At 62.8% G+C, this 16,732-nt stretch carries 17 protein-coding genes and 1 tRNA gene; 12 read left to right on the top strand and 6 right to left on the bottom strand.

The features are described from left to right. Positions 1 to 5 precede the first annotated feature (5 nt). The 6 genes from HCR76_RS10410 to HCR76_RS10385 are packed head-to-tail and all read left to right on the top strand — an operon-like array spanning position 6 to position 5,912. Positions 6 to 836 carry an aldo/keto reductase gene (locus HCR76_RS10410; RefSeq protein WP_166992434.1) on the top strand — a complete coding sequence of 277 codons (831 nt, stop codon included), beginning with the start codon at positions 6 to 8 and terminating at the stop codon, positions 834 to 836. 47 nt (positions 837 to 883) lie between these two features. After that, entirely contained in the window at positions 884 to 1,819 is a 936-nt protein-coding gene (locus HCR76_RS10405; protein WP_166992437.1) for a siderophore-interacting protein, read from the top strand. Positions 1,820 to 1,851: 32 nt separating this feature from the next. Then, the gene (locus tag HCR76_RS10400) at positions 1,852 to 2,868 is read left to right on the top strand and encodes an iron-siderophore ABC transporter substrate-binding protein (protein ID WP_166992440.1); all 1,017 of its coding nucleotides are present in this window, start codon (positions 1,852 to 1,854) and stop codon (positions 2,866 to 2,868) included. Next, positions 2,868 to 3,887 (top strand): iron-siderophore ABC transporter substrate-binding protein, encoded by a 1,020-nt coding sequence (locus HCR76_RS10395; RefSeq protein ID WP_166992443.1) that lies wholly within the window; start codon positions 2,868 to 2,870, stop codon positions 3,885 to 3,887. The genes HCR76_RS10400 and HCR76_RS10395 overlap by 1 nt, the downstream gene beginning before the upstream one ends. After that, positions 3,865 to 4,887: a FecCD family ABC transporter permease gene (locus HCR76_RS10390; RefSeq protein WP_198248036.1), complete on the top strand. Its 1,023-nt coding sequence runs from the start codon at positions 3,865 to 3,867 to the stop codon at positions 4,885 to 4,887. The genes HCR76_RS10395 and HCR76_RS10390 overlap by 23 nt, the downstream gene beginning before the upstream one ends. After that, positions 4,884 to 5,912, top strand: coding sequence for a FecCD family ABC transporter permease (locus HCR76_RS10385; protein ID WP_166992449.1), 1,029 nt, complete (start codon positions 4,884 to 4,886; stop codon positions 5,910 to 5,912). The genes HCR76_RS10390 and HCR76_RS10385 overlap by 4 nt, the downstream gene beginning before the upstream one ends. On the opposite strand, the gene HCR76_RS10380 is transcribed toward HCR76_RS10385, so the two are convergent. The 4 genes from HCR76_RS10380 to HCR76_RS10365 all read right to left on the bottom strand — a co-directional run bounded on the left by HCR76_RS10380 (position 5,888) and on the right by HCR76_RS10365 (position 9,383). Further along, on the bottom strand, positions 5,888 to 6,319 hold the full coding sequence (locus tag HCR76_RS10380) for a Fe-S oxidoreductase (protein ID WP_166992451.1): 432 nt from the start codon (positions 6,317 to 6,319) through the stop codon (positions 5,888 to 5,890). The two genes, HCR76_RS10385 and HCR76_RS10380, sit on opposite strands and share 25 nt — an antisense overlap. Next, entirely contained in the window at positions 6,274 to 7,695 is a 1,422-nt protein-coding gene (locus tag HCR76_RS10375; RefSeq protein WP_166992453.1) for a dihydrolipoyl dehydrogenase family protein, read from the bottom strand. The genes HCR76_RS10380 and HCR76_RS10375 overlap by 46 nt, the downstream gene beginning before the upstream one ends. A 35-nt stretch (positions 7,696 to 7,730) precedes the next feature. After that, positions 7,731 to 8,549: an arginase family protein gene (locus HCR76_RS10370; protein ID WP_166992455.1), complete on the bottom strand. Its 819-nt coding sequence runs from the start codon at positions 8,547 to 8,549 to the stop codon at positions 7,731 to 7,733. Positions 8,550 to 8,651: 102 nt separating this feature from the next. Next, positions 8,652 to 9,383: a PspA/IM30 family protein gene (locus tag HCR76_RS10365; protein WP_166992457.1), complete on the bottom strand. Its 732-nt coding sequence runs from the start codon at positions 9,381 to 9,383 to the stop codon at positions 8,652 to 8,654. Positions 9,384 to 9,562: 179 nt separating this feature from the next. Here HCR76_RS10365 and HCR76_RS10360 point away from each other — a divergent pair, with 179 nt between their 5' ends. The 3 genes from HCR76_RS10360 to HCR76_RS10350 all read left to right on the top strand — a co-directional run bounded on the left by HCR76_RS10360 (position 9,563) and on the right by HCR76_RS10350 (position 12,321). Further along, positions 9,563 to 10,309: a gamma-glutamyl-gamma-aminobutyrate hydrolase family protein gene (locus HCR76_RS10360; RefSeq protein ID WP_244971371.1), complete on the top strand. Its 747-nt coding sequence runs from the start codon at positions 9,563 to 9,565 to the stop codon at positions 10,307 to 10,309. 49 nt (positions 10,310 to 10,358) lie between these two features. Next, positions 10,359 to 11,198 carry a DUF3097 domain-containing protein gene (locus HCR76_RS10355; protein ID WP_166992459.1) on the top strand — a complete coding sequence of 280 codons (840 nt, stop codon included), beginning with the start codon at positions 10,359 to 10,361 and terminating at the stop codon, positions 11,196 to 11,198. Between the two features lie 175 nt (positions 11,199 to 11,373). After that, positions 11,374 to 12,321 (top strand): M23 family metallopeptidase, encoded by a 948-nt coding sequence (locus tag HCR76_RS10350; RefSeq protein ID WP_235934294.1) that lies wholly within the window; start codon positions 11,374 to 11,376, stop codon positions 12,319 to 12,321. Between the two features lie 135 nt (positions 12,322 to 12,456). On the opposite strand, the gene HCR76_RS10345 is transcribed toward HCR76_RS10350, so the two are convergent. Continuing rightward, a tRNA-Arg gene (locus HCR76_RS10345) sits at positions 12,457 to 12,529 on the bottom strand. 158 nt (positions 12,530 to 12,687) lie between these two features. On the opposite strand from HCR76_RS10345, the gene HCR76_RS10340 reads away from it, so the two are divergent. Next, on the top strand, positions 12,688 to 13,482 hold the full coding sequence (locus HCR76_RS10340) for a transglutaminase-like domain-containing protein (RefSeq protein WP_166992461.1): 795 nt from the start codon (positions 12,688 to 12,690) through the stop codon (positions 13,480 to 13,482). 1 nt (position 13,483) lies between these two features. Here the strand turns inward: HCR76_RS10340 and HCR76_RS10335 are convergent, their stop codons facing one another. Continuing rightward, entirely contained in the window at positions 13,484 to 14,125 is a 642-nt protein-coding gene (locus tag HCR76_RS10335) for an arginyl-tRNA synthetase (protein ID WP_166992462.1), read from the bottom strand. Positions 14,126 to 14,232: 107 nt separating this feature from the next. Here HCR76_RS10335 and HCR76_RS10330 point away from each other — a divergent pair, with 107 nt between their 5' ends. Then, on the top strand, positions 14,233 to 15,897 hold the full coding sequence (locus tag HCR76_RS10330) for an arginine--tRNA ligase (RefSeq protein ID WP_166992464.1): 1,665 nt from the start codon (positions 14,233 to 14,235) through the stop codon (positions 15,895 to 15,897). Between the two features lies 1 nt (position 15,898). Further along, positions 15,899 to 16,687 (top strand): LmeA family phospholipid-binding protein, encoded by a 789-nt coding sequence (locus tag HCR76_RS10325; RefSeq protein WP_166992466.1) that lies wholly within the window; start codon positions 15,899 to 15,901, stop codon positions 16,685 to 16,687. Positions 16,688 to 16,732: the final 45 nt, after the last annotated feature.

The following is a 16,732-nucleotide window of genomic DNA, read 5'->3' as shown; positions in this document are numbered from 1 at the left end:
GCGTCGTGACTGAGTCGATTCCCGCTCTCACTCTGCGGACAGGGAACGTTATTCCCCAAATCGGGCTCGGTGTCTACAAGGTGCCAGATGATCAGGTCGTCGATGTCGTTCTCACCGCACTTGACGTTGGTTACCGCCACGTCGACACAGCGGCGCTTTATCGCAACGAGTCTGGCGTCGGTGAAGCCATTCGGCGTAGCGGCATTCCTCGGGACGATCTCTTTCTGACAACGAAAGTCTGGGACGACGATCACGGCTATGACGCAACGTTGCGCGCGTTCGATGAGAGTGCACGTCGGCTCGGCGTTGACGAGGTGGATCTCTATCTCATCCACTGGCCCGTGCCGAGTCGCGATCTCTATGTCGATACGTGGCGGGCACTCGAGCGCCTTCACGCTGAGGGCCGCGCGCGATCAATCGGGGTATCGAACTTTCACCCGCACCACTTGGAGCGCCTTGCCCGCGAGTGCAACAGCGTCCCCGCGGTCAATCAGATAGAGCTTCACCCGTGGCTGCCACAGGAGGCGTCACGCGCCTATGGGCAAACGCACGGCATCGTCACCGAGGCCTGGTCGCCATTCGCACGTGGGAGAGTCCTCGGAGACACGGAACTTGCTCGACGTGCGGCCAAGTACGGTGTAACCACTGCGCAATTTCTCGTGCGCTGGCATCTCCAGCTAGGGAACGTGGTGATTCCTAAATCAGTGACACCCGAACGGATCCGCTCAAACATTGACGTCTTCGACTTTGAACTCGATCTGGAAGATCTGGAGGCCGTGAGACAGCTCGAATCGGGTGTGCGCACGGGCCAAGATCCCGACGAGCATGGTGCCTGACGAGCATCCGCTTGCAAAATTTAGGTAAGGCAACCCATACTAGAAGTGTGACCGAGACTTCGAACGCTACGCAGCTGACACGTGAGCGCCCGTCGTTCAGTAACTTCGACCTTCGAGTCGCTCGTGTTCGTCAGTTGAGCCCGCACTTCACCCGGGTCACGTTCACGGGAGATGATCTCATGAACTTCGGAACGGAAGGCCTCGACCAGCGCATAAAGGTTGTGTTGCCCCTGCCGGGCACCGGATTCGACACGTTCCCGACAGGGCCCGACTGGTACGGAGAATGGCGAGAACTGCCCGAACCAGAGAAGAACCCCTTCCGCACCTACACGATCCGCGGCATCCGGGTTGCCGACCGCGAGCTCGACGTCGACTTCGTTGCACATGGCGATGGTGGGCCGGCATCGCGATGGGTTGCACAGGCAGCGGTTGGCGACCGCATCATCGTCGTCGGGCCCGACTCTCGCAGCAGCGCGCGCGGAGTTGGGCTCACCTGGAAGCCGGGCGCGGCCAAACATCTTCTGATCGCGGGAGATGAGACGGCGGTTCCGGCCATCAGCGCCATTCTCGAGAGCCTCCCCGACACCGCGGTGGGCCGTGTCTTTCTCGAAGTACCCAGCACTGCTGACGTTCTTGAGCTCGCCGCCCCCGCGGGCGTGGTGATCACGTGGATTCCGCGAGTCTCTCCGCACCGTGATTACGGTCTCGGGCTCGTCGCCTCCGTGCGTGACTGGGTGCGCGAGCATGTACGTACGGTTTCGCACCTCTCAGCAGCTCTTGACGACGTCGACATCGACCGCGAGATCCTCTGGGACGTTCCTGATGCTGCTGTGACGCCCGGACCAGACGACATGTACGCGTGGATCGCGGGCGAAGCATCGGCGATCAAGACAATCAGGCGATTCCTCGTCTCCGAGTCGGGACTCGACCGAAAATCTGTCGCATTCATGGGCTACTGGCGCCTCGGCAAAGCCGAGGCCTGAGCCACGACGACACCTCTTTCGAAAGGACACCTGTGTTTCAACTGCGCGTTCTCGGCGCCGGTCTCGCCCTTGCTGCCACGACAATTGCCCTGACGGGCTGCGGTTCGGTTACGGCACACGACGAGAGCTCTGACTCCCGCACATCCGAATTTCCCGTCTCGATCGAGAGCGCCCTCGGCACGGCAGAGATCCACGAACAGCCTGAGCGAATCGTCACCCTCGGCCAGGGAACTGCCGACACCGTTGTCGCTCTCGGGCTCACGCCCGTCGCCGTTGAAGCCGATCCGTGGGGCGGCGACTCTGAGGGCTACCAGCCATGGGTACGCGAGGCGATCGAACAACGGGGCGATGAGCTGCCTGCCCTCATCGATGGCGGCACGGAACTAGACATCGACGCGGTCATCGCTGCGGATCCTGACGTGATCCTTGCCCCGCAGTCCGGTCTGACACAGGAGCAATTCGATCTGCTCAGTGGTCTCGCGCCAACAGTCGCCTATCCGGGTGAGGCCTGGACGACGCCGTGGGACGAACAGATCAGCATTATCGGCACCGCTCTTGGCCTCGCCGATGAGGCAACGACGCTGACCCACGAGATCATCGACAGTCTCGGCGCCGTTGCGGAGGCTCATCCCCAGTGGGGGAGCACGAGCGTGGTGTACACGTACACATCGACCCCGGGCACTCTGGGCGTCTTTCAGCCATCGGAGCCGCGTGTGGCGATTCTTGAACTGATGGGCCTGCAGTCAGCGGAGTTCATCACGAAGCTGCCGGTTGACGAGGGCACGGCCTCGAGCACGCTCGGGCTCGAAAACGCCGACAAGCTCAATGACGCCGACCTTCTCTTCACCTGGTTCAGCGACGAAGCATCGCAGGCTGCAACAGAGGCTCAACCCCTGTATGCGCAGATTCCTGCCATTGAACGCGGATCAGACGTCACGATTTACGACCACCAATTTGTGACAGCCGCGAGTCTGATCACTCCGTTGAGCGTCCCGTGGGTGCTTGACGACTACACCGCACTCATTGAGAACGCAATGGAGAACCTCTGATGCCACGAATTGCCCGTGGAGCCGCCGGCGCTGCAATCATTGCACTTGCCCTCAGTGGCTGCTCAAGCGCATCCGACTCCGGGCCGGGCGAATCGACGGGAGACGGGGCGTTCCCTGTGACGATCGAAAGCGCCCTGGGAACGGCGACGATTCCCGAGAAGCCCGAGCGCATCGTGTCGATCGGCTGGGGTACGCCCGATATCGTTGTGGCACTCGGGGAAACGCCCGTGGCCATCGAAGAAGACACCTGGGCCGGCGATGACGACGGCATACTGCCGTGGCTGCGCGACGCGATCGAATCGAACGGCGACGAGATTCCGTCGACATTCGGTGTCTATCCGGAGATCGACATCAACGCTGTCGTTTCTGCCGATCCCGATGTGATACTTGCTCCGCAGTCAGGGCTCACTCAGGATCAGTACGATCTGCTCAGCGATCTCGCTCCGACAGTTGCTTACCCGGACGCCGCGTGGCAGACCGACTGGAAGACACAGATCAACACCGTGGCGAAGGCGCTCGGGCAACCGGATGCTGCGAGCGATCTGATCGGCGGAATTGACGACCAGCTCTCGGTCGCCGCCGACGAGCATCCTGAATTCGACGGATTGACATTCGCTTACGTCTATACAGGAGAGCCAGGGAAGCTGTCCGTCTATCTGCCGGGCGATCCCCGAGTCGATCTGCTCACAGCCCTGGGGTTCGAGCTGGATCCCGCGGTGAGCAATCTCGAACCGGCCGAGGGCGTCTTCACCGCAACGATCGGCATCGAGAACGCTGACATGCTGAATGATGTCGATGTGCTTTTCACTTGGTACAACTCCGATGAAGAGAAGGCGAGTGTCACCGAGCAGCAACTCTGGCAGCAGATTCCCGCTGTGCAGAATGGCGCCGTCGTCGAGTTCATCTCAAACCGCGAGCTGGGAATGGCAACGAGCGTGCTGACGCCGCTCAGCGTGCCCTGGGCGCTCGACGAATATCTGCCGATAATCTCCGAGGGTGTTACGCACGTCGATGGCTGAACGCCGCACCCACGGAAGCGGCCGCTATGTACTTGGCGTGGCCGTCGCTCTCGTGCTGCTCGGCATCGCCGTCGTGCTGAGTCTCGGCGTCGGCTCGAAACCTCTCGACTCCGGGCAGATCGTCGACTCGATCATGGGAGTGGGCGACGACTACGTTGATGCCGTGCTCGCCAGTCGAGTTCCGCGCACGGTACTCGGAGTCATCGTGGGTGCCGCGCTCGCTGTCGCGGGGGGCGTAATGCAGGGAGTCACCCGAAACCCGCTTGCCGACCCCGGGCTCTTCGGCATCAACGTCGGGGCTGCGGCCGCGATCGTGACGGGCACGGCCTTCTTCGGTGCGGTGGCATCGGGTTCTGTGTGGCTCGCACTGATTGGCGCTGTCATCGCCGTGGTCATTGTGTACGCGCTCGGGTCATCGCGCGGGCAGGCGGGCACGACGCGAATCGTGCTTGCCGGTGCCGTCGTGACCGCTGTCTTCTCCGCGTATGTGCAGGCAATCTCCCTGAGCTTCCCCGACGTGTTCGATGCCTACCGGTTCTGGGTTGTCGGCTCTCTTGCCGGGCGGGGTATTGAGCAGGCCTGGGTGATTCTGCCGTTCGTCGCCGTTGGCCTTGTGCTCGCACTTGCCATTGCGCCCGGACTGAACACGCTTGCGTTGGGCGATGACGTCGCGACAGCTCTCGGTCAACGACCCATCGTCGTGCGCCTACTGAGCGGTGCCGCTGTCGCCGTCCTTGCTGGCGCGGCAACGGCCGGGGTTGGTCCCGTGCTGTTCGTTGGACTCGCGGTTCCGCACATTGCGCGCAGCATATCCGGTCCCGATCATCGGCGTTTGCTTCCCTTGTGCATCGCACTCGGTCCTGTTCTGTTATTGCTTTCCGATGTGCTCGGGCGCGTGATCGCTCGCCCGGATGAGCTCATGGTCGGTGTTATGACGGCGTTCGTCGGTGCTCCGGCGTTGTTCATCGCCCTTCGTCGTCTGAAGGGTGAGCGTCGATGAGAGCTCAGAGGCATACGCTGCGAATCGGCACACGAGTGTCGGTGCGAGTGCAGGTGCGCACGCTTGTCGTGATTGCCTGCCTCGTCGTCGCCGTCATCGCTCTCTCGGTGCTCACTCTCGCTTTCGGCGATCTGGGAGTTCCGCCGCTGCAACTTCCTTCGGCTCTCGTCGCCGACAGTGGGGCAGACAGTTTTGTCGTGCAGACTCTCCGCGGCCCACGGCTGCTCGTCGCGCTGGGTGCGGGCGCGGCATTCGGAGTGAGCGGTTCACTCTTTCAACGCGTCACCCGTAACCCGCTGGGCAGCCCTGACGTGATTGGGCTCACTGCCGGTGCCTCAGCGGGCGCCGTCGCGTTCGGCATTCTCTGGCCAGGCATTGTGCCGTTGCCCGCCGGCGCTGTCATCGGAGCCAGCGCGGCCATAGCACTTGTCTATATCGCAACGGGAACCGGATTCGCCTCACCCGGAAAATTGATCATCGCGGGCATCGGTGTGCAGGCTATTGCCTTGTCATTCGTGCAGTTCATGTTGACGCGGATCAAGCGCGAGCAGGCCACGGTGCTCGCGACTTGGCTGAATGGAAGCCTCGAGGCCCGGTCTCTCCGCGACGCGGGAATCATACTGTTGATTCTCGCTGTTTTCGGAACGGCGGCACTCGTGCTGTCGCGACGCCTCGCCATCGTGGAGATGGGCGACGATATTGCCGACGGCGTCGGCGCGTCGGCGTCCCACACACGCACGTGGGCAGTGGGAATCGCGATCGTGCTTGCTGCGGGAGGCGTTGCCGTGTGCGGTCCTGTCGCCTTCATCGCACTCATGGCGCCGCACGTCGCTCGCGTCGTCGCCCGATCCAACTCGCCGATCGTCGCGGGACTCACCGGTGCCGTCCTGTTGATGAGTGCCGACATGATCGTGCAGTTCGCACCTATTCAGCAGCAGCTTCCGGTCGGCGTTGTCACTGCGCTCATCGGCGGGATATTCCTCGGCGGCCTGCTCATTTCTCAGTGGCGCAAAGGCGCTCTCTGACGTCGCCGGAGGTAGCCGCCCTTTTCCAGACCGGCCTCGATCTCAAATCTGTTTGTGAGTGGATTGAAACCCTCCAATGCATACAGCACAGGGAAGAGCAGCCCAAACGTACGCCACTGCTGCTTATGCACGGCTTCGTGCTCAAGCACGTCGGGGCTCACGTTCGTGCGGGTGAGATAGCACGCGCCAACGCATGAGCCGCCGCGCCCGAACGTCCAGCTCGGCATTCCCCGAAAAATGAAGAGGCCGCCCCGCCTTTCGACATTTCCCGTCGACCATATGAATCCCCAGACCATGCCCACGAGGGTGGCGTATGCGTAGCCGAGCAGGCTGAGGGGAGAATTCGTGAGGATGCCGCGAATCACTGAGCCTCCGGCTCTCGCAGCGCTTCGAGCATTCGCAGCCATGCTTCGCTCATTGTCGGGAAGGCGGGAACTGCATGCCAGAGTCTGTGCAGCGGAACCTCGCCGACAATCGCGATGGTCGCGGCGTGCAGCAGCTCTGCGACGTCGTCGCCGACGAGAGTCACGCCAATCACGACATTCCGCTCCGTGTCGACAACGGTTCGGAATGTGCCTTCGTAGCCATCCGCGTGCAGCGATCCGCCGGCAACAGATCCGAGGGCGATGTCGATTGTTCTCACAGACCGCCCGGCGCTCACAGCTTCCTTCTCAGTCATTCCAACCGTTGCCACCTGCGGGCTGCTGAAGACGACGGAGGGTATCGCGCCGTGATCTGCCGTCGCTGTGGCTTCAGACCAGGGCTGCGTATCGGGAACATCGCCCGCTGCTCGCGCTGCAATAGCAGCGGCGGCCGCCCGAGCCTGGTATTTGCCCTGGTGGGTCAGAAGAGAGCGGTGATTCAGATCACCGACCGCATACAGCCATTCGCCGGGAACCCCCCGCACGAGCATTGTCTCATCGACATCGATCCATTCTCCGGGTGCGAGATTGACTGTTTCGATTCCGACGTCGCTCGTGCGTGGAAGGCGGCCCGTCGCGATCAGCACGCGAGCGACGCTCACGGTCTGCCCGGTTGAGAGCTGCAGCTGCGCACCGCCGTCTGCGGCAGATATGGAATCGACATCGGCGACGAGCACGTCAATGCCGTCAGCGCGGAATCTCTGTGTGACGGCCTCACCGGCAAGCGGTTCGTGCCCGTTCAGAAGACCGCTTCGCGCGACGACGGTCACCGTCGACCCGAGTGATGCGAACGCTGTGGCCAGCTCGGTAGCGACGACTCCGCCGCCAACGATCGCGAGCGATGCCGGTATTTCTTCGGCGACGGTGGCTTCCCGACTGGTCCAGATATCGATCTCCTCGATGCCGGGAATTGCCGGAACTCGGGGCTCGGAGCCCGTGCACATCGCAACCGCCACGCGAGCTTTCAGCGTCTGAGTGCCTTCGGGACGGTTCACCTCGACGGTGCGCTCGGCGATGAGCCGCGCTGTCCCGCGAACGAGGTCAATGCCCGCGTTTTCGAGCCACGATACCTGCCCCGAATCATCGCCCTTTCCCGTGAACGCATCGCGACGGGCCAGCACACGGGCGACATCGAGGCTCCGCGTGACGGCCTGCGCAGCTCCGTCGACAGCGAGTGCCGCCCGGCGCGCGTCACCAGAACGCAACAACGCCTTCGAGGGAATGCAGGCTCGGTACGAGCACTCGCCGCCTACCTTGTCGTTCTCCACGATCACGCACGAGAGACCCGCTTTGGTCGCATAGTCAGCGACGTTTTCTCCGACAGCACCTGCACCGATGACAACAATGTCGTACTCGTTCATGCTCCGACACTACTCGGCTGAGCGCTGCCGCGCTGTCAGCGCCGTGTCAGGGCTCCGAGAACGCGCAGGATCGCCGCAAGATCGTCGGCTGCAGCAGCAGCAGACGCGGGGGCGAAGCCTGTGATTCCCGCTCCGGCAAGTGAGAATCTGCTACGTACGCTCCCGAGCAGATCGATGAGCCCCGTGAGCGGAATCCCGAACGGCTCCGCCCAGTGCGTGCCGTCGATGTCGGCCGGGTCAAGCACGTCGAGGTCAATGTGCACATACACCTCTGATGCTCCAGTCTGGTCGAGAGAATCAACGATTCCGCCCACCTCATCCGTGCTCAGCGCCCGCAGGTCAGACTCGTCAAGGTAGGCGGCCTCGTCCTCATCGACCGAGCGGATGCCGCCGAGCACAACGTTGCTTGGGGCAACGGGGTGGGATGCGGCGAGCACGTCGTGCCCCTCACCGAGCACGGAACGGAGCGCCATGCCGTCGAAAGCGCCCGACGGGGATGTCTCCGCTGTATGAAGATCCGGGTGGGCGTCGAGCCAGAGCACGGCGAGATCACCGTGTGCGCGCTCCATCGCATAATCGATGGCGGCAATCTCTATTCCGCAGCCGCCGCCGATGCAGACGGCGGTGTCACGTGTTGTGCTGAGCTGTTCGCGCAGCCGCTCCCTCACCGTGACGAGGGAGGTGAATCTGCTGATTCCGGTGTCGAGGGCATCGCCCGCGCCCTGGGGCACAGCAACGTCGTGGGTCGCGCTCGACGGCAGATCGCCTCTGATGGCCTCTGCACCGTCTATGAGTTGCATCGCGCGCGACGATGACGAGCCCTGCCACTGCGGAACCACCATGAATGCCGTCATTGTTCAATTATGCGACGGGGACGCTCCGACGCCACCATCATTCCTCCACGCGCGAACGGGCGCCGGGAGACCGCCCCCGACGCCCGTTCGCTGACACCTCGATCAGGACTCGATCGAACCATTTCCACCGCTCTTGAGCGCGGCAAGGCGCGCCTCAACCTCGGTCAGCTCTCCCAGGTCGTCGAGCTCCTCGAACTGCGCGTCGAGACTCGAGGCCGCGAGCTCCTGCTGACCGAGCACCTTCGCCTCTTCACGGCGAATCTTCTCGTCGAAACGGCTGACCTCGCTTGTGGGGTCCATGATGTCGATGCTCTTGAGCGCATCGTGCACCTTGAGCTGTGCCTGTGCGGTCTTCTGACGTGCGACCAGCTCGTTGCGCTTCGATTTCAGCTGCTCAAGCCGCTCCTTCATGCCGTTCAGCCCATCCTTGAGCTTGCTGACGACATCCGACTGCGACGCGATCTGCGGTTCCGCTGCCTTCGCCTCGCCCTCTGAGCCGATCTGGCGCTGAAGGGCGACCTTTGCGAGATTGTCGAATTTGTCGGCGCCCGTCGTATCACCTGACGCGCGCATCTGATCGGCGCGCTTGCTCGCGGCAAGTGCCTTTGTGCCCCAGTCGCGTGCGGCGTCGACGTCTTCCTTATGGTCTTGCTCAAGCATCCGCAGGTTGCCGATCGTCTCGGCGATGGCGCTTTCTGCCTCTGCGATGTTGTTCGTGTAGTCGCGAACCATCTGGTCGAGCATCTTCTGCGGGTCTTCCGCCGAATCGATAATCGAGTTGATATTCGCTCGGGCCAACTGTGTGATGCGCCCGAAGATGGTCTGCTTGCTCATGTACTCCCTCTCGTCGCAGTCGGCCGAGCGGCCGCCGGTTCGGTGAGTTCGAGTCTACGGGCCGGTACGTTTCCTTTTCCTGCATATCTGCCGCACCATGTGTCTGACTGTGACGATCGCAGTGGCAGCGCGGCCGCTCTCGCGAGAGAATCGATCGAAACGTCAGAAGGAGGAAGTCGGTGACCAACACTGAGCGGATGCTGCAGCTGGCCGTCGTCGAGGTGACTGACGCACGCCCGCACGCTCCCGAATACGATGCGTATACGAGGGGCATGACGCGCCGCACCGTCGCCGACGCTGCGATTCTCGGGTGGGATGCCCGACTGCTCACGGCAGAACGTCTCGGCACCGACGGCCTGCTCGATGCCACTGAATCCGCCGATGCGATCGTCATCATGGGCGGGGAAGACATCGCCCCCGAGTTCTATGGGGGTCAGTCCGGGTACGAAGGCGAAGGCCACCACTACCGAACAGCGGATGCTGCAGAGCTTGCACTCGTGCGCAGGGCGGCGTTGCGCGCCACTCCTGTTCTCGGCATCTGCCGTGGTCATCAGGTCATCAACGTGGCTTTCGGCGGGACACTCGTGCAGCACATGGAGGAGACCGGTCACCGTCTCACCGACCTTCCCGTCGAGTACACCCTCGTGGAGCATCCTGTCTCGCTCGAACGCTCGAGCACGCTCGCGCTTCGGCTGGGCGAGCACGTCACCGTGCAGTCAGGGCACCACCAGGTGATTGATCGACCCGGCCCGGGGCTGCGTGCCGTTGGGTGGTCGCATGATGGCCACATCGAGGCTGTCGAGCACGACATCCTGCCGATTACGGGCGTCCAGTGGCACCCGGAGGCTCCAATGGCACCCGTCGACCAACTTGAGCGGCTGCTTGACGGGCTCGAACGTGAGGCCCTCCGACAACTGGCGGCGTGATCGGGGTGGCACCAAGCCCGGAGACGGCATTGCGGTTATTGTTCCTCAGGTGACGCATGATCGGTATGGAACAGACGTACTCGCCGGCGATTGGAAGAACCGCGGCAAGCCAACGCACACGGCGGTCGAAGCCGAGAGGGGCCTCGTCGTCGAAGACGCGGGCAGCGGCTGGTGCGGAGCCGTCGTCGGCGTCGAGGGGCAGACGGTAGAGCTTGAGGACTTCTCGGGCGTGGTGAGAGCGTTCCCCCTCGGCAGAGGGTTCATGATCGACGGTAAGCCCATCGAGCTTGTGAAAGCGCGTGCGAGGGCGAATGGGCCGAAGCGCACGGCCTCCGGCTCTTTCGCCGCGGCAGAGCGGCGCGCGCGTGTTGCGCGGCAGAGCCGCATCTTCGTCGAAGGTCGCCACGATGCGGAACTCGTCGAGAAAGTGTGGGGTGACGACCTCAGGGCAGAGGGCGTGGTTGTGGAGTACCTCGGCGGAATCGATGACCTCAACGCGATTATTCAGGATGCCGCTCCCACCAGGGCCGCTCGCATCGGCGTGCTCGTCGATCACCTTGTTCCCGGTTCGAAAGAGACCCGCATTGCCGAGCAGGTCGCCCGCTCCGTCCACGGGCAGAACGTGCTGATCGTCGGGCATCCTTACGTCGATATCTGGCAGTCTGTGCTGCCCGAGAGACTGGGAATTTCTGATTGGCCGACTGTTTCGCGCACAGTGGAATGGAAGCACGGAATCTGCGACGCATTCGGGTGGCCCCACGCCGACCAGGCCGATATCGCACGCGCCTGGAAACGCATTCTCGGTCGGGTGTCGAGCTATACGGATTTGCAGCCGCAGCTGTTGGGCCGCGTCGAACAATTGATCGATTTCGTCACGGAGCCAGTCTGAAAATCTTCACCAAACGTGCCAGAGAGCGTGCACAAATCGTTATGTTCCCGTATCCTCGGATGAGTTCGCATGACAACCGGCCGGTGACCCCCACTCGGTCGAGTCGCACACGCGGGGTGGATTCCCTGATTTTCGCGCCCAGCGACTCACGGTGTCATGTGTGGAGGATGTACTGGTGACTGATTCGTTCGAGACGAGGCATGACGCCTCAGAAGGCACCCCGAACGCACCCGCTACCCGCCGCGCACGACGGGCGATGGAAGCTCGACGCCAGACCAACCGCGGAGCGTTACGGTCGTCGACGCCTGCTGCCACACGCCCGACACCTCCCGCGGCACAGGCGAAGCAGCCACGTTCGCGCAGGAGCGTTGCGCGATCGTGGGCGTCCACAGCGATCGTCGGCCTCGTTGTTCCCGGCCTGTTCGCGACCATGGCTCTGCCGTCCTACGCTTCACCGGAGGCGGCCGGAACGCACGGTCCCTCAAGCTACGACATCGCCACAGCATCCGCACAGACTCTTGACGCCAGCGACGTTGCCGTCGAGCCGGCGATGAATCTCGTGCGCGACATCTATGGCGCAACGACGTCAGAAGAACTCGAAGCCGCGCGCAAGGCCGCCGAAGCGGAAGCCGCAGCAAAGCGGGCCCGTGAACAGGCACGTGAAGACAGCGCGAACGACAGCACAGGCGGCGGGGGACCGTACTCCGCGATTGCCGGTGATGGTTCTGTGCGCTGGCCCCTTCCGGGGAGAGGAACGATCGGCGACGGGTTCATGAGCCGCGGTGGATCCCACCACGGCGTTGACATCCTGATCGCAGGGGGCACGCCGATCGGCTCCGTCGCCGACGGTGTCGTCGTCGTCTCTCAGGAGAGCTACGGCGGATACGGTGTCGGAGTTGTCGTTGAACACAACATCGGCGGCCAGACCGTGCGCTCAACCTATGGACACATGACCTACGGTTCCCGTCAGGTCTCAGTCGGTCAGCATGTGACGGCCGGCCAGGTTCTCGGCCTCGTGGGAAGCACCGGACGCTCGACAGCGAACCACCTGCACATCGAGATCACCATCAACGGCGGCCTTGTCGACCCTCTGGGGTGGCTGCGCGCTAACGGCGCCTACTGATATCGACTCGACTCACGGCGACGCCCGGTAGCAGCGAGCTGGGTGCGATGGGTGCTCGGTATGAGACGGATGCGTCTCGACAACTGTGAATCGGAGACGCATCACGCGTCGACGTCGCAATCCGCGTCTGATCTGTGCCCCCGACAGGAATCGAACCTGCGACCTTCGGTACCGGAAACCGGCGCTCTATCCCCTGAGCTACGGAGGCAAATCGCCCGATGTCTCGCATCGGCGCGAACCTAGGCTAGCACCCGGAAGGCGCCGTTCGAAAAGCGGCGCGGCGAGGTGCCTGTGCATCAGCCGTGAAGTGGGTCCGGGGAGAGCTGCACCTGTCGTTGCGCGCCCTGCCAGTGTGATGATGAAGGCATGCAGCGTACCGTGAATGCCCATCTCCAGTTCGTGCTGGGTGGGCAGAGCGACATGCTCTTTCAGATTGCCGTGGCCGCCGGAACCCCGATCCTCTCGGAATCGTTCACCTTCACGAACGATGGCCGTGTCTATTTGCCGCGAGAGATCGTCGACAGCCACGGGACGCGCATTCTCAGATTCACAGGCGACCCGGGCAATTACGAGGTCTTTTACTCGGCGAACGTCGCCGGGTCACGACCGATCGAACCGGTGCGCGAGATTGATCTGGTGGGGTATCTTCGCCCGAGCCGATACGCCGAATCTGACGCTCTCTACATGCAGGCCCGGTCGATGTTCGCGGGGCTCACCGGCCTCGCGCTCGTGAACGCCGTAGCGACCTGGACGCACGAGACCCTTGAGTACGTTCCCGGTTCGAGCACAGGTACCGACAGCGCGCGAACGACCTTGAACGCCGGGCGCGGGGTCTGTCGTGACTTCGCCCACGTCGTCGTGACGATGCTGCGAGCATGCGATGTGCCCGCTCGGGTCGCAGCCGTCTATGCTCCGGGACTGTCGCCCATGGACTTCCACGCTGTCGCTGAGGCATGGGTTGACGGCCGGTGGAATGTCGTCGACGCCACTCGTCTCGCTCCTCGTCAATCGCTCGTTCGAATTTCGACGGGGCGCGATGCATCAGACATCGCGTTTCTCACGAACCACATTGGAAATCTGCGGCTCTCAACAGTTGAGGTGAACGCGGTCAGCGACTCGATCCTCGCCGACGACCATCTTTCGGCCGCTGTACTCGCCTGAGCTACGGAAGATTGCCGAGAACGAACTGCGCAAGCTGTTCCGCCCCACGGGAGTCCGAGAAATCCTTTGACGAGATGACTATCCAGTACGTGCTCGTGAAGATCTGCGCCGTGCCCAGTCCCGATGTGTGCGAGAAAAAGCCCTTCTCTCCGTACGTCGTCACCGATTCACCTGCGGCATCGGCCTCAGCTGCGAGGTCATCGAGAGTCTGCGGTGCGAGCTTGGCGATGGACACATCAATCGTTCGACCGCTCGTATTGTTGCTCCACCGGCAGGTGAGACCGTTATATGAAGCGACCTTTGCCGCGGGGGTACCGGCTGCCGGTGAAAATTCACCGAGCGCGCTCACATTGGGGTTGAAGTCATACATCTGCTGCAGCGTGATCACGTCGTCGCACCCGAGCCCGACGTCCTCACCGGCATCCGGGTTCTTTGTGGAATTCGGGGGAGCGGTTGCCGTGTCATCGGGGCTTTCGCGGTGCTCGTCTGCGGGCGGGACCCCTGACGTCGTCGGCGATGACGACTCCGACGCGCTCGGTGCGCTGTCAGGGCCCACGGGCGGCGCGCACGCCGTCAGCGTGAGACTCCCGAGGGCGAGAGCGATCACGGCGCTACGACGCAGAACGGCACTGCTGGCGGACATGGGTTCCTTTCGACAGTGGCGAAGACGATTCGAGAGTATCAACGCGGGGCGGAAGAAGGGCGTCAACGCGCAGGACACGCAGACAGCTGGCATTAGACTCGATGACCATGACTCCATCTGATCTTTCGCGTGTCTTGTTCGGCATTCTCGCTCCCATTGCCGAGCGACGTCGCGAAGGGGCTTCGGCTGAGCTGACGGAGACGATGGTCACGATCGAGCGCCCGAAAAACCGTGATCACGGAGACTGGGCCTCAAACATTGCGATGAAACTGGCAAAGTCCCTCGGTGTGAATCCGCGGGAGCTCGCAATCGAGATCGCCACGGAACTGCACAAGGCAGACGGCGTTGCATCCGCCGAGGTGGCCGGCCCTGGATTCATCAACATTCGACTCGAAGCGGCCGCTGCCGGGCAGCTCGCACAGGTGATCGTCAACGCGGGAATCTCATACGGACGCAACAACAGCCTCGCGGGGCAGACGATCAATCTTGAGTTCGTTTCGGCGAACCCGGTTGGTCCTCTGCACATCGGCCACACTCGTTGGGCGGCTCTCGGCGACTCCATCAGACGAGTGCTTGCGGCATCCGGTGCCGACGTCGCGAGCGAGTATTACATCAATGATGCGGGCAGCCAGATGGACACGTTCGGGCTCTCGGTGCTCGCCGCGGCCAAAGGCGAGCCAACGCCGGAGGGAGGCTACCCCGGCGCGTACATCGGGGAACTCGCCGACGCGGTCGTCGCGCAGGCCCCCACGCTGACCCACATGCCCGACGATGAGGCTGTTCGTACGGCGCGGGAGATCGCGTACGGGCTGCAGCTCGAAGAAATCAAGCAGTCCCTTGCTCGATTCAACGTGCACTTCGATATCTGGTTCTCAGAGAGAACGCTGCACGCCTCCTCGGGCGACGGCAAGAGCGACATCGATTCGGCCGTCGACCGCCTGCGTGAGCAAGGGCACGTCTACGACAAGGACGACGCGATCTGGGTGCGTACGACCGAGTTCGGCGACGACAAGGACCGTGTGATTCGACGTGGAAACGGCGTCTATACATATTTCGCCGCAGACGCCGCGTACTACCTCAACAAGGGCGACCGCGGTTTCACACATAAGATCTACCTTCTGGGCGCCGACCACCACGGGTACGTTCACCGTCTCAAGGCGGTTGCGGGCGCCGCGGGCGACGACCCGGAGAACGACATTGAGGTGCTCATCGGGCAGCTTGTGAGCGTCAATGGAGCACGACTGTCGAAACGAGCGGGGAACATCATCGAGCTCGATGATCTGCAGGCGTGGCTCGGAACGGATGCTCTGCGCTACTCTCTCGGGCGCTCACCCGCCGATTCGCCGCTGACACTGGACCCGGAGCTTTTGCGCAAGCGCACGAACGACAATCCCGTGTTCTACGTGCAATATGCGCACGCCCGCACCTGTGCAGTGGGGCGCAACGCGGCCGAGTCGGGCGTCGACCGCAGCGTCTTCGCGCCAGAGACGCTCACGCACGAGACAGAGGGTGCCCTTCTCGGTGCTCTGCAGGAATTCCCTCGTATCGTCGCTCAATCCGCCGAACTGCGCGAACCGCACCGCGTGGCTCGCTACCTCGAGGAGATCGCCGGCCTTTACCATCGCTGGTACGACAACTGCCGCGTCATTCCCCGAGGCGATGACTCCATCGACGATGTTCATCGCACGCGGCTTTGGCTGAATGATGCATCGCGCCAGGTGATCGCCAACGGTCTCGACTTGCTTGGCGTGTCTGCGCCCGAGCGGATGTAATGTGACCGGGCTCCCCGAGGCTCAGCCTGTGCTCCGTCGAAGCAGCGGACGGCGTGCGGCTCTCGTGATCGTCATTGTCGTTGTGGTGATCGCGGTGATCGGCCTCGTCCTCTGGCTTGCCGATGGACTCATTCGCGGAATGGCGCAAGATGGCGTTGAGGATGCTCTAGAGTCAAAGCTTCCCGGCAATGTCACTGCAGATCTTGAAGTGACCATTGACGGAGGACTGTTTCTGCCGCAGCTGATTGCCGGCACCTTCGATAATGTGACTGTCACTTCAGATGACGCAGAGGTCGACGGAATCCCGTTCGACATCATTGTGACAGCGCACGGCGTGCCCCTCGACGAGAATGACACCATCGACGAGACGACAGCTGTTGTGACCGGGGGAGAGGATGCCGCAAACGCGCTGCTCGTGCTCGGCGGCGCTGACCCTCACCTGAGCCTTGGCGATGGCACACTGAGCTACAACCAGTCAGCGAGCTTTCTGGGCTTCACTATCGGTTACGCGTTAGTCACAGAGCCACAGGCACAGGGTGACTCCGTGAGCCTCGCTCCCGTGGATGTCACAGTCCTCACCGATCTGGGCAATCTCGACGTGACCTCCTTCGTCAGCAATCTCCTCGGCGAGGAACCGGTCACCGTCTGCGTTGCATCGTCCCTGCCCGAGGGCATCAGCGTCGACGGAATTGATGTCAGTCCGGAGACTCTCACTGTGACACTGTCGGCGACGGATATGCCTCGGAATGGCCCCGACCTCAGCTCCCGCGGATCGTGTGACGCCCAGTGAAACAGTGAATGCATCGAATGGCATGCTCCCTCGATAGACTTTCTG

This window comes from Paramicrobacterium chengjingii (assembly GCF_011751765.2).
Taxonomy (GTDB): Bacteria; Actinomycetota; Actinomycetes; order Actinomycetales; family Microbacteriaceae; genus Paramicrobacterium; species Paramicrobacterium chengjingii.
This window is presented reverse-complemented; position numbering and strand designations above follow the sequence as displayed.

Excerpts from the sequence above, each read along its gene's own strand:
- HCR76_RS10395 (WP_166992443.1), top strand. The coding sequence starts at position 2,868 with ATGCCACGAATTGCCCGTGGAGCCGCCGGCGCTGCAATCATTGCACTT.
- HCR76_RS10385 (WP_166992449.1), top strand. The coding sequence starts at position 4,884 with ATGAGAGCTCAGAGGCATACGCTGCGAATCGGCACACGAGTGTCGGTG.
- HCR76_RS10380 (WP_166992451.1), bottom strand. The coding sequence starts at position 6,319 with ATGGCTGCGAATGCTCGAAGCGCTGCGAGAGCCGGAGGCTCAGTGATT.
- HCR76_RS10375 (WP_166992453.1), bottom strand. The coding sequence starts at position 7,695 with ATGAACGAGTACGACATTGTTGTCATCGGTGCAGGTGCTGTCGGAGAA.
- HCR76_RS10370 (WP_166992455.1), bottom strand. The coding sequence starts at position 8,549 with ATGACGGCATTCATGGTGGTTCCGCAGTGGCAGGGCTCGTCATCGTCG.
- HCR76_RS10365 (WP_166992457.1), bottom strand. The coding sequence starts at position 9,383 with ATGAGCAAGCAGACCATCTTCGGGCGCATCACACAGTTGGCCCGAGCG.
- HCR76_RS10340 (WP_166992461.1), top strand. The coding sequence starts at position 12,688 with ATGCAGCGTACCGTGAATGCCCATCTCCAGTTCGTGCTGGGTGGGCAG.
- HCR76_RS10335 (WP_166992462.1), bottom strand. The coding sequence starts at position 14,125 with ATGTCCGCCAGCAGTGCCGTTCTGCGTCGTAGCGCCGTGATCGCTCTC.
- HCR76_RS10330 (WP_166992464.1), top strand. The coding sequence starts at position 14,233 with ATGACTCCATCTGATCTTTCGCGTGTCTTGTTCGGCATTCTCGCTCCC.